The sequence below is a fragment of the Hypnocyclicus thermotrophus genome (genome assembly GCF_004365575.1).
Lineage (GTDB): Bacteria > Fusobacteriota > Fusobacteriia > Fusobacteriales > Fusobacteriaceae > Hypnocyclicus > Hypnocyclicus thermotrophus.
In genome coordinates this window covers 93,944-107,201 of record NZ_SOBG01000005.1, presented here as the reverse complement: position 1 = coordinate 107,201, position 13,258 = coordinate 93,944, and the positions used below count along the sequence as shown (strand labels likewise).

The following is a 13,258-nucleotide window of genomic DNA, read 5'->3' as shown; positions in this document are numbered from 1 at the left end:
TGATATGCTAATTTCTTTAAAATGGTTAAAAGATTATATAGAAATAAAAGAAAATATAAATGAATTAGAACACGCTCTGACTATGATAGGTCAAGAAGTAGAAGCTATTGAAGAACAAGGAAAAAATTTAGAAAATGTTGTAGTAGGTCAAATTATAGAGTATGGAAAACATCCTGATTCTGATAAACTAACTTTATTAAAAGTAGATACAGGAGATGAAGTAGTACAAATTATTTGTGGAGCGACAAATCATAAAAATTTAGATAAAGTAGCAGTAGCTAAAATAGGCGCTATACTTCCAGGAGATTTTAAAATCAAAAAAACTAAAATTAGAGGAGTAGAATCGCATGGAATGCTTTGTTCTGAAAAAGAGCTCGGAATAGGAGAGTCTCATGAAGGAATTATGATTTTATCAGAAGATGCAAAAATTGGTACTCCGTTAAAAGATTATTTAGAATTAGATGATGTAGTGTTTGAATTAGAAATTACACCAAATAGACCAGATTGTTTATCTCATTTAGGAATAGCAAGAGAGATAGCAGCTTATTATAATAGAAAAGTAAAATATCCTACAGCGAATTTTACAACTTTATCAGAAAATATAGATAGTAATTTAAAAGTTACTATAGATGATAAAGAAGGATGTAAAAGATATGTAGCTAGAATTATAAAAAATGTAGAAATAAAAGAGTCACCAAAATGGTTACAAACAAAATTAAAAGCAATAGGAATTAAGCCTATAAATAATGTTGTAGATATAACAAATTATGTAATGATGGAATATAATCAACCAATACATGCATTTGATTATAATAAAATAAATAATGGAGAAATTATTGTAAGAAAAGCAAATGAAGGAGAAAAAATAATAACTCTTGATGGAGAAGAAAGAAATCTAAGTCAAAAAGATATTGTAATAGCAGATAATCAAAAAGCTATAGCAATAGCGGGAGTAATGGGAGCAAAAAATAGTGAAATTGATGAAAATACAAAAAATGTAGTAATTGAAGTAGCTTATTTTAATCCTGTATTAATTAGACAAACATCAAAAAGATTAGTTCTTTCTACAGATGCATCTTATAGATTTGAAAGAGGAGTAGATATAGAAAATGCTACAGTAGTAGCAAATAGAGTAGCATCATTAATATCTGAAATAGCAAATGGAGATGTAGTAGAAGGTGTTATTGATAAATATTTCGAAAAATATCAAGAAAAAGAAGTAACATTAAATATAGAGAGATTAAATAAATTTGTAGGAAAAGAAATAAGTATAGAAGATATAGGTAAAATATTTATTGGACTTAATTTTCAAATTGTTGAAAGTAGAGATAATATAATAACAATCATTCCACCTTCATATAGAGGAGACATTACAAGAGAAGCAGATTTATTTGAAGAAATTATAAGAATGTATGGGTTTGAAAATATAGAAGATAAATTACCTAATGAAACTGTAAAAAGTGGAACTGTTTATAAAGAAACAGAAGCTATAGATAGAGCTAAAAATTATTTAGTAAGTTCAGGACTACAAGAAGTAATTAATTATAGTTTTATTCCAGAAGAAATAATTAGTTTTATGGGATTTGATATAAATAATTGTGTGAAATTAAAAAATCCTATTGTAGAAGATTTTGCTATAATGAGACCGACTTTAATTTATTCCTTACTTTTAAATATTAGAGATAATCTTAATAGAAATATTAATGATTTAAAAATATTTGAAATAGCTAAAACATTTGAAAAAGATGAGAAATTAGCAATTGAAATACCTAAAATAGCAATAGCTCTTGCAGGATCTAAAGATAGAAATATATGGGATATAAAACCAAAATCTTATGATTTTTATGATATAAAAGCCTATGTAGAATCAATACTTGAAAGTTTTGGAATGAAATCTTATCAATTAATAAGAAGTAATAACTCGATGTATCACCCAGGAAGAAGTGCAGATATTATGGTAGGAAGAGATTTAGTTGGTACATTTGGAGAAATACATCCTGATTTTGCTGAAAAAATGGATATAAAAAGAGAGAGAGCCTATGTAGGAGAGCTAGATCTTGAAAAAATATTAAAGTATGGTAAAGATAAAATAAAATATGAAGGTATAGTAAAATATCCAGCAGTACAAAGAGATTTGGCAATTGTAGTAGATAATAGTGTATTAGTAGGAAATATGTTAAAAGATATAGAAAAATCATCAAATTTAATTGAAAAAGTAGAACTTTTCGATGTATATGAAGGTGAAAAAATAGAAACTGGTAAAAAATCAGTAGCAATAAATATTGTACTTAGAGATAAAAAAGGAACTTTAGAAGAAGATACAATAAATAAAACTATAGAAAAAATATTAGGAATTGTTAAGAAAAAACATAATGGAGAATTAAGAAGTAAATAAAAAAAGAGTCTATTTTTAGACTCTTTTTTTATTTTATATAGTTTTAATAATTTATTTGAGTTAATATATGACTTTAATAAATAATTTTAAAAATATTTTAGTTAAAGAAAAAATATGATAAAATATATATTAAGTAAGACATTAAATTATAGATAAAAAATAAGGAGAAATTAAATATGGAGATAGCATATTTTGCAGGAGGATGTTTTTGGGGAATAGAATATGAATTTCAACGAATAAAAGGAGTAATAGACACTGAGGTAGGTTTTATGGGAGGGCATGTAAAAAATCCTACTTATAAAGAAGTATATACAGATAATACAGGACATGCAGAGACAGTAAAAGTTATCTATGATGAAAATATAGTAACTTATAGGGAATTATTAGAAGAATTTTTTAAAATGCATGATCCAACGAGTTTAAATAAGCAAGGAAAAGATAATGGTACTAGGTATAGAAGCGAGATCTTTTATACTAACGAAAATCAAAAAAAAGAAGCTAACGAGTTTATCAGGTATATAGAAGATATAAAATTATATTCTAAAAAAATAGTAACAAAAATATCAAAAGCGAATGACTTTTATCCTGCAGAAGAATATCATCAAAATTATAAAGTGAAAATATATAAGAAAAAACGATTTTTACATAGAACTTTTAGAATAACAGTAATTTTGATTACTTTTTTCTTACTTGTTTTTATTAAATTATATCTAAGTTAATATATATAAACAAAAATAAAGAGGTGTAAAAGTGGAAAGTATAAAAGAGATTTATAAAATAGGAAATGGACCGTCAAGTAGTCATACTATGGGACCACAGAAAGCAGCAAAATTATTTTTAGAAAAAAATCAAGAAGCAAAAAAATTTATAGTATATTTATATGGTAGTTTAGCAGCTACAGGAAAAGGACATTTAACAGATTGGATAATAAAGAAAACATTAGGAGAAGATAAAACAGAAGTTATTTTTAAACCAGAGATAGTAAAAGAATTTCATACAAATGGAATGTGTTTTGAAGCGTATAATAAAGAAAATGAATTAATTGATAACTTTGAAGTATATAGTGTAGGTGGAGGCACAATAGTATCAAAAGGTGAAAAAATAGATGAGAAATCTATTTATGAATACGATAAATTAGAAGATATTATTAATTGGTGTGAAGAAAATAATAAAGAATTATGGGAATATGTAGCTGAAAGAGAAGATGATGATATATTTGAATATCTTGAAAAAATATGGAATATAATGAATGAAGCAATTGAGAGAGGAATACAAAAAGGAGGAGTACTTCCAGGAGAATTAAAATATCCTAAAAAAGCATCGATGTTTTATAAAAAATCAAGAATGCAAAGAGGTAGAATGAAATCGACAGGACTTACATTTGCATACGCTCTTGCTGTGTCAGAAGAAAATGCAATGGGAGGACTAGTTGTAACGGGCCCAACATGTGGTTCATCTGGAGTTATACCAGCAGTACTTCGTTCATTAAAAGAAGAGTATGCTCTTACCGTTGAAGAAATAACAAAAGCATTAGCAGTAGGTGGACTTATAGGAAATCTTATTAAAAAAAATGCATCTATATCTGGAGCAGAAGTAGGATGTCAAGGAGAAGTAGGATCTGCATGCTCTATGGCAGCAGCAATGACAACGTATATTATGGGAGGAAATAATAAACAAATTGATTATGCAGCAGAAATGGCAATGGAACATCATTTAGGAATGACGTGTGATCCAGTAGGTGGTTATGTTCAAGTACCATGTATAGAAAGAAACGCTGTAGCAGCAATTAGAGCTATAAATTCAGCAGAGTATACATTATTTACTGATGGAAGCCATAGAGTAAGCTTTGATGAAGTGGTAATAACAATGAAAGAAACGGGAATAGATTTGAAAAATGAATATAAAGAAACATCTATAGGTGGACTTGCAAAATTTAAATTAAATAAAAAATTGTAATTTAAAAGAGAAAGTGATATATTAAAAATAAATATTACTTATTATAAATAAAGAGATAAAAAAACTAAATAAAATTTTTTTAAATCAATAGGAAAAATTTATCAAACATTAAGAAAATAATTAAGGAATTATTAAAAGATGACAACATTAAAAAAATAAAATTATACCAGGTTTAAAATAAGAGTAACAACTATAGAAATTTACTAAGAACTGCAAGATTTGTTTATAATTTAATCTTTGTAAAGTAATAAAAATTCTAAAAAATTGCATAGATTGAAACGTAAAATATCAAGAAAATTTAAATTAAGTAAAGAAGGGAGGAAGTTCGTCAAAACTTGTAATATCATAAAACTCAAAACACAAAGTAGATTACTTTATAGAAAATTATATAATATTAGAAATGATTATTTAAATCAAGTAATTATTAAAATAATAAAAATCAAAGCAATAAGAGTATCTATAGAAAAAAGTATCTAATTATAGTAAAATTAATAAAGTAGTCTAAATGAAATATATTAAATAGCAAAGTAAAGAAATTTATAGAGTTTTATAAGGTTTTGGCAACAGTGTATTCTATGGTTATTGTAAGAAGACAACTAATGATAGGTGATAAGCTTATTCAAGAAGGGCTTATAACGGAAGAGCAACTTCAAATAGCACTTATCGAACAAAAGAAAGTAAAAGAAAAATTAGGAGAAACACTAATAAATTTAGGACATATTAGAGCAGATCAACTTTTACCGATTTTATCAGAGCATATTGGTGTTGGGAGTATAATTATTAATTATAGTGATATAGATGAAGAGTTAATGGAAAAATTGCCTTCTGAATTTATGCATGATAATTCAGTTATTCCTATTAGGAAAGAAGGAAATAAACTTTTAGTGGCATTTGCAGATCCGACTAATGTATTTTTAGTAGACGAAGTACAGATGAGAACAAAAGAAGTAATAAAACCTATATTAGCATTAAAACGAAATATCCAAGAGATAATAATAGAATATGAAACAAGAAAAAATAATCAAACAAATGAAGATGTTGACAGTATATTATCTGAATTAGAACATATGACAGATGAAGATAAAGAGTTTGCAAATGAAGTAGAAGAATTAGAAAGTGGATTGTCATCAGAAAGCGCACCAGTAATAAGAGTGGTAAATGCCATAATAGGAAAGGCTGTAAAAATAGGAGCAAGTGATATCCATATAGAACCTTATAGTAAAACGGTAAGAGTAAGATGTAGGGTAGATGGAGTATTGATAGAATTAAATAGCTTTCCAAAATCAGCATATAATGCAGTAGTATCAAGGATAAAAATAATGTCGGATCTTGATATAGCGGAAAAAAGGCTTCCACAAGATGGAAGATTTAGAATAAGAGCAAATGGAAGAAATATAGATTTTAGAATTTCAACATTACCTATAATCAGTGGAGAAAAAGTTGTAATGAGGATACTTGATAAAGGAGCACAAAAATTAGATTTAGATTTATTAGGATATGATGAAGAAGATTTGAGGAGAATACGTTCAGTATTAAAAAAACCATATGGAATGTTTTTAGTAACAGGACCAACTGGAAGTGGAAAATCAACTACACTATATTCAGCGCTTATGGAAGTAAATAGTGGGGATATAAATATTTCTACTGCAGAAGATCCAGTAGAATATGAGATAGAAGGAATAAATCAAGTACATTGTAGACAAGAAATAGGGTTAGATTTTGCTACAGCATTACGTTCATTTCTTCGTCAAGATCCCGATGTAATAATGGTGGGAGAGATAAGAGATAGAGAAACAGCAGAAATATCAATAAAAGCAGCGCTTACAGGGCATTTACTTTTATCAACGTTACATACCAATGATGCACCAAGTACAATTAATAGACTTTTAAATATGGGAATAGAGCCATTTATGATATCATCTAGTTTACTTGCAGTTACAGCACAGAGATTAGCTAGAAAAATATGTCCACATTGTAAAACAGAAAAAACATATAATAAAGAAATGTTTTTAAGTATAAATTTAGATTACGAAGAATATAAAAATATACCATTTTATTATGGAGAAGGTTGTAGTAAATGTAATGGTACAGGATATAAAGGAAGAGTTGGGTTACATGAAATAATGGTACTTGATGATGATCTTAGAGATCTTATATCTGCTAGAGCATCTACAAAAGAGATTAGAGAAACAGCAAAAAGAAATGGAATGAAAACACTTCGTAAAAGAGCTTTAGAAAAAGCTTTAAAAGGTGAAACAACATTAGAAGAAGTACTTAGAGTTACACTTATCTAAAGGGGGAATAAAGGTTGCGGTATAGTTATCAAGGTATAGACAAAAAGGGTAAAAAATATAGAGGTGAGAGAGAGGCTAACAGCATATCTGAACTTCGAAAAAAATTAAAAAAAGAGGGAATAAACTTAGTAAAAGCAGTACCTATAAAAAAAGGTGGGAAAAAAAGAAAAAAAAATAGTATATTTAGTACAATAAAAAGAAAAGAAATAGTTCTTTTTACTAGACAACTTGCAACAATGCTTGATGCAGGGATACCACTTCTTAGAACTATTAGTATTTTGACAGAACAAAATGAAAATATAAAGTTTAAAGAAATATTAGAAGGAGTAGTAAGAGATTTAAACAGTGGTGTAGATTTATCAACATCTATTGCAAAATATCCAAATCAATTTGATAAATTATATGTAAATATGGTAAAAGCTGGAGAAGCATCAGGATCATTAGAAACAGTATTAAAAAGACTTGCAAAAAGTATGGAAGAGTCTGAAGAGATAAAAGGAAAAGTAAAAGGAGCGATGACTTATCCTATAATAGTAATATTAATATCAATTATAATAGTATTTGGACTTATGTCGTTTGTTGTACCTAGATTTAAGATGATGTTTGATCAATTTGGAAAAGATTTACCTAGTTTTACACAATTTATATTTAATGTAAGTGATTTTTTTGCTAAAAATTGGATAATTATATTAGGGTTAACAGGAGTAGGATTATTTTTAATATATAAATATATATCTACAGAGAAAGGAAAATATAATTTCCATAAATTTATATTAAAATTACCAATTTTTGGACCATTGAATAGAAAAGTAGCAGTTTCAAGATTTACAAGAACTATGTCTACTCTTCTTGAAAGTGGAGTAAATATATTAACTGCATTTGAAATAGCAGGTGATACGTCAGGAAATACTGTTATATCTAAGGTTATAGAAAAGTCTAAAATAAGTATAAGAGAAGGAAATACATTAGCAAAACCATTAAAAGAAAGCGGAGAATTTCCTATAATGGTTACTCAAATGATAGAAGTAGGAGAAGAAAGTGGAACACTTATAGATATGCTAGCTAAAGTGTCAGATTTTCAGGATGTAGAAGTAAATGAAACTATTCAACAAGCATTAGCAGCATTAGAACCTTTAGCAATATTAGTAATGGCAGTATTCGTTGGAAGTATAGTAATAGGTTTATTTTTACCACTTACACAAATAAGTGATTTAGTAGGATAAAAATCTAGGAGGTTAAAATGATACTAAAAGTAGAAAATCTTACTAAAATATATAAAGAAAAAGATATATTTAAAAATTTAAAAGGGAAAAAATATAGTCTTGGAATAAAAGATATCTCATTTTCTGTAAATGAAGGTGAGATATTTTCAATAATAGGGTTAAACGGTGCAGGAAAAACAACACTTTTAAAATGTATATTAGGACTTTTAGAGTATGATAGTGGAAAAATAGAAATATTTGGCGAAAACATGCTTATAAACAAAAATAAAAAATATATTGGATATCTGCCTGAAATATCTTATTATCCAAAAGATTTAAAACTTATAGATATAATGAATTTTTATGGTTATTTATATGAGTTAGCTGGAAGTGAATTAAAATATAGAATAGATGAAGTATTAGATAGATTTGATATAAAACAATACAAAAATAAACGACTAGAAGAGTTTTCTAAAGGAATGCTTCAAAAAGTAGGACTTGCACAATCACTAATGAATAAACCAAAATTATTGTTTTGGGATGAACCAATGTCTGGGCTTGATCCAATAGCTAGAAAAAAAGTAATAGATATAATAAAAGAGTTGAAAGAAAAAGGAACTACTGTATTTTTAAATACACATATTTTAGATGATATAGAAAAAATAGGTGAAAGAATAATTATAATAAATAAAGGTAAAATAGTAGAGGAAATTAATATAAAAAAAGATAAAATTCAAAATTTAGAAGAATATTTTATAGAAAAAATAAAAGGTGATAGTAATGAAAAATAAAAGTCTAGTAATAGCAAAATATACAGCAAAAGAAAATTTATCAAATAAAATAGCTATAGGTTTTTTGGTTTTTTCTATTATACTTTTATTTGGATTTAGTATATTAAAAGAATTAACTATAGATAATAACTTAGAAATGGTAAAAGATATAGGACTATTTTTTATTGAGAGTTTTTTACTTCTAATTACTGTATTTTTATCATCAAGTATTATTATAAAAGCGCATAAAGACAAATCAATATATTTAATACTTACAAAACCTGTAAATAGAAGTGAATATGTATTTGGAATTTTTTTAGGTATATTATCAATTATATTTTGTTATGAGTTTTTTTTAGGTGGAATATTAACATTAGTATTAAAATTTCAAGGTTATATGTTTAATAAAATTTATTTTTTATCGTATTTATATATTTTGTATAAATTTATTATTCTTATATCTATTGGGATATTATTTTCTTTAATTTCTGATTCTTATATTACGGGGAATATATTTACTTTTCTTATATATTTTATAGCACATGCTAGTTATGATATAAAAAATATAATGGAAAAAACAGGAGATATACTGATAAAAACTATTATGAAAATTTTGTATTTTATTATGCCAAAATTTCATTATTTAAATTTAAGAGACAATTTGGATTATAATTATATTTTTGATTATATGGATTTTTTATATGTTATTTTTTATACAATTTTAGTGCTTATAATATCAGTAATTATATTTAATAAGCGTAAATTATAGGTGATAAATATGTATAATAGAAAAAATAATATTCAAAATAAATTTTTTACAAAATATTTTTTAATAATAATAATTTTGTTATTTTTTGTAAAAACAAATATTTTTATAGAGAATAGAGAAAAAGAAATTTTTAAAGATAAAAGTGTTAAAGAAAAAAATTATGATGTGTTTTTATATAAAATATTTGGAATAAAAAAAGCAGCAACTTCATTATTATGGATAAAACAAAGCTTAGAAATAGGAACGCCATTTAATAATAGTGTAGAGATAGAAACGAAAAAAATATATGAAACAAGTCTAAAAATAGCAGAATTATCACCATATTTTTTACAAAATTATTATATTAGTTCATCAATTTTAGCATTTATTAATAGATATAAAAAATATAATATGGCAAGTAGTATATTAGTAAAAGGGGTAGAATATAATAAAGAAAATGAATTATTAAGAAAATATTTAATAGTAATAGGAGGGTTAAAAGGAAATAATTTTGATAAAGTAGAAAGAGTAATAAATGAAATATTAAATGAAAGATATGATATAGAATTAATAAAATACTTGATAAAAGTGTATGAAATGAGGTATAAAGATAATAGCAGTAAAATACTTTTATCAAAAATAGAACGTTATTTGAAAATAATATTGAAATACGGAAATAGTAAAGACAAAGAGTACGCAATACGAAAAATTTACGAATACAAAACAGTATACAAAATAAAAAAATGAATAAAAAAAATAAAATTATTCTTTAAATTTGAGAAAGAATATGATAGAATAATAAAAGGAGTTTTTCGGAAATATCTATATTTATAATTAAGAAATCAATATCAAAAAGAGTTTATATTTAAGTAAATATAAAGTATATATTGGTACATATTAGAGAAAAAAATATTTTATTTATAGTTTAAAAAATCAAGAAAAATTTCAGTTGTTGATTTATAAAAAATATTTATTCACATTTGTATAATTACTTACTTTCAAAGAAAATTTTTATGGATTTTAAAATTATAGTTATTTATAAAAATAAAAAGTTTTTAATAAGCTTTAAAAATAAAGCTAAAGTTAAATAAAATATAAGGAGGATGAATTTTATGAAAAAAACATTAAAAAATGGATTTACGTTAGTGGAACTTATGATAGTAGTAGCAATAATAGCTATTCTATCAGCTGTAGCGGTACCAAGATTTGGAAAACAAATACAAAAAGCAAAAGATGCAAAAGCCTTATCTTTAGTAGGTAACTGGAGAAGTGCTTCAACACTTTATTATACTGATCATGAAGGTGATTATGCTACTGATTTTGGAGATTTAGCTGAGGCTGTAGACACTCAAACACAAAATCAAACTTTTGAAAAAGGAACAACAACAACTGTTTCAGAATCAAGTACTGTAACTGAAGCAGATATAGTAGCGGGTTCACCATCATCTATTACTATTAAATATGAAGGAAGTGCATCTGATGGAGCAATTAATATTACTACAAGTGGAACTAATACATCAGGAAAAACTTGGTCAGATTTATAATATATAAATTCAAAAAGACGGTAAAACCGTCTTTTTGATACAATATAGTGAGGGTATAATGAATAAAAAAAATGGATTCACATTAATAGAACTTATGATAGTTGTATCTATTATAGCTATATTATCATCTATTACTGTTCCAAAATTTGGAAAACAAATACAAAAAGCAAAAGATGCTAGAGTATTAACAGTACTATCAGCATTTAGAAGTGGTGTAACAATATATCAAACTGATGATCCAGATTTTCAGCCACCAAGCACAATACTAGATATAGTTACTTATTTATCTAATAATATAAAAAGTCAAATGGCAACTGGAATAAATTCTGGAAATGTTACATCATTACAATTTAAAGCAGGAACAGTAAAAAAAGATGATGGTACAGAAAGTGTGGGTCGTGGTGATTTTAGTGGTGAAAAAAATATAGCGGAGCTATATTATAATTCAATAGTTGGAGAATTATACATAGATGGGACAACGGGTAGTGGTATCGATTTTAAAGATACAAAAGGAAAAAAATGGAATGAGTATTAGAGAGGGGAACAAATTTTGCTAATATTTTATGTATTTTTATTAGGACTTATTGTGGGTAGTTTTTTAAATGTATGTATTTATAGAATTCCTAGAGGGGCAAGTGTAAGTTTCCCTCCGTCTCATTGTCCAAATTGTAAAGAACCAATAAAATGGTATGATAATATACCAGTTTTTTCATATCTTCTATTAAGAGGAAGATGTAGAGTATGTAAAATAAAAATATCTTTTATTTACCCTGTAATAGAAATAATTACAGGGATATTGTATTTATTAGTGTATTTTAAATATGGATTTACTATTTTAACTGTAAAATATATTATTTTTGTATCTATACTTATAGTACTTGGTATGATAGACTTACAAACATATTATTTACCAGAAAAATTAACATTTTCATTAATATTTTTAGGGTTTGCATTAGCCTTTATAAGTGATATTACAATATTACAATCATTTTTAGGAGCAGCAACTTATTTATTTCCATTTTTTATGATTTATGCGTATGGCGAATCTATACTTCATAAAAGTATTTTAGGATTTGGAGATTTAGAATTAGTAGCTGGAATAGGTGCTTTTATTGGATATAGAGGTTATTTTGAGTTGCATTTATTTTTTACTATTAGTTTTGTAATAGGAGCTATTGTGAGTGTAATTTTACTTATAAAAAAGCAAAAAGGAAGAAAGGATATGATACCTTTTGGACCATTTTTAGTATTAGCAGCAATAATTATGATATTAAAATAAAAAAGCTAATAAAAATATATAAAGAATTAAGTATAAATTCATAAAGAAAAAATTGTCATTAGATAATAGATACTTCTATTTTTAATTTATAGAATAAACAATACTTGTAGAGAAAGTAACAGCTAATAAAATATTAAAAAAATTAGAAAAAATTATATAGTTGTAACGTAAAGTATCTAGAAATACGAAATAAATAAAGAGGGGGGAAGTTTGTCAAAACCAGCAACATTATAAAACGTAAAAAATATACTTATATTAGTTCATAGAAGATCATCTAATATTTATGATAACTATTTATCAAGTGACTACTAAGATTAAAGTTATAATACTTAATTAATTTAAAGTTAAGTTTAAAAAAATTGTATCATTTGTAAAAATAAGGTATGTTGAACAGAGGGTTAAAGAGGTTTTATAAAGTTTATAAGGTTTTGACAACAAGAATATGAAGAGAAGAGAGGGGTATTCACTATTAGAAGTAATAATTGCATTAGCTATATTTTCTATAGCTATTTTTCCTATTCTTTCCGTATACCCTTCAATCTTTAAAATGTCAGAGAAAGCAGATCAAAATGAAGAAGTAAGTAGATTAGCTTTTACTATGATAGATTATGTAAAATCAAGAGGATATAATAATCTAAAAATCATTGTAGATAATAATGGCGGTACATATAGTGGGAAATATGTATTTAAAAAAGATAGTTTAGAATCTACAGCATATATCATTGATACTAGTGTTAGTGGTTATCAGAATTTTGAATCAGATTTTAATTTAACTACAACAGCTTCTGGAATAGATCATTTATTTATTTTATCATCTAAAAGTGTTGATCTCTCAAAAACTGTTATATATTTAAGATTAGATAAAAAAGGTGTAGGATTAGAAGGGGGTAATAAATATTATAATCCATTAACAGATAAAGAAGAAGATACTTATCCAGGATATGATGAATATATATATGGAAGTGTTATAATCGGTACAGGAGATGCTAATTCTAATAATATAACAGGAAAAGAAAAAGAATATTTTCTTACTTTTGTAGTATCACCAATAGAAAATTGGGGGAATTAGG

Annotated in this window: 12 protein-coding genes; all 12 read left to right on the top strand. The window is 25.5% G+C overall.

Annotated features, from left to right (window positions below; translation table 11 throughout):
* Positions 1 to 4: 4 nt before the first annotated feature.
* The 12 genes from pheT to EV215_RS06585 all read left to right on the top strand — a co-directional run bounded on the left by pheT (position 5) and on the right by EV215_RS06585 (position 13,257).
* The gene (gene pheT / locus EV215_RS06640; protein WP_134113214.1) at positions 5 to 2,395 is read left to right on the top strand and encodes a phenylalanine--tRNA ligase subunit beta; all 2,391 of its coding nucleotides are present in this window, start codon (positions 5 to 7) and stop codon (positions 2,393 to 2,395) included.
* A gap of 176 nt (positions 2,396 to 2,571) precedes the next feature.
* A complete protein-coding gene (msrA, locus tag EV215_RS06635) occupies positions 2,572 to 3,114 on the top strand; it encodes a peptide-methionine (S)-S-oxide reductase MsrA (protein ID WP_208320355.1) in 543 nt (180 codons plus the stop codon).
* 31 nt (positions 3,115 to 3,145) lie between these two features.
* Positions 3,146 to 4,351 (top strand): L-serine ammonia-lyase, encoded by a 1,206-nt coding sequence (locus EV215_RS06630; RefSeq protein WP_134113212.1) that lies wholly within the window; start codon positions 3,146 to 3,148, stop codon positions 4,349 to 4,351.
* A gap of 566 nt (positions 4,352 to 4,917) precedes the next feature.
* Positions 4,918 to 6,645: a type IV-A pilus assembly ATPase PilB gene (pilB, locus tag EV215_RS06625; protein ID WP_243832405.1), complete on the top strand. Its 1,728-nt coding sequence runs from the start codon at positions 4,918 to 4,920 to the stop codon at positions 6,643 to 6,645.
* 14 nt (positions 6,646 to 6,659) lie between these two features.
* Positions 6,660 to 7,868 (top strand): type II secretion system F family protein, encoded by a 1,209-nt coding sequence (locus EV215_RS06620; RefSeq protein ID WP_134113211.1) that lies wholly within the window; start codon positions 6,660 to 6,662, stop codon positions 7,866 to 7,868.
* A 17-nt stretch (positions 7,869 to 7,885) separates the two neighbouring features.
* Positions 7,886 to 8,638, top strand: coding sequence for an ABC transporter ATP-binding protein (locus EV215_RS06615; protein WP_134113210.1), 753 nt, complete (start codon positions 7,886 to 7,888; stop codon positions 8,636 to 8,638).
* A complete protein-coding gene (locus EV215_RS06610) occupies positions 8,628 to 9,386 on the top strand; it encodes an ABC transporter permease (protein ID WP_134113209.1) in 759 nt (252 codons plus the stop codon). Before EV215_RS06615 ends, EV215_RS06610 begins: the two co-directional genes overlap by 11 nt.
* A 9-nt stretch (positions 9,387 to 9,395) precedes the next feature.
* Positions 9,396 to 10,112, top strand: a complete 717-nt coding sequence (locus EV215_RS06605; RefSeq protein ID WP_134113208.1) for a hypothetical protein — start codon at positions 9,396 to 9,398, stop codon at positions 10,110 to 10,112.
* Positions 10,113 to 10,477: 365 nt separating this feature from the next.
* Positions 10,478 to 10,909 carry a type IV pilin protein gene (locus EV215_RS06600; protein WP_166667370.1) on the top strand — a complete coding sequence of 144 codons (432 nt, stop codon included), beginning with the start codon at positions 10,478 to 10,480 and terminating at the stop codon, positions 10,907 to 10,909.
* A 58-nt stretch (positions 10,910 to 10,967) separates the two neighbouring features.
* Positions 10,968 to 11,444: a type II secretion system protein gene (locus EV215_RS06595; RefSeq protein ID WP_134113206.1), complete on the top strand. Its 477-nt coding sequence runs from the start codon at positions 10,968 to 10,970 to the stop codon at positions 11,442 to 11,444.
* 15 nt (positions 11,445 to 11,459) lie between these two features.
* Complete coding sequence (locus EV215_RS06590; protein WP_134113205.1) at positions 11,460 to 12,188, top strand: prepilin peptidase; 729 nt, start codon at positions 11,460 to 11,462, stop codon at positions 12,186 to 12,188.
* Positions 12,189 to 12,630: 442 nt separating this feature from the next.
* Complete coding sequence (locus EV215_RS06585; protein ID WP_134113204.1) at positions 12,631 to 13,257, top strand: type II secretion system protein; 627 nt, start codon at positions 12,631 to 12,633, stop codon at positions 13,255 to 13,257.
* The last annotated feature ends 1 nt before the right edge of the window (position 13,258 follow it).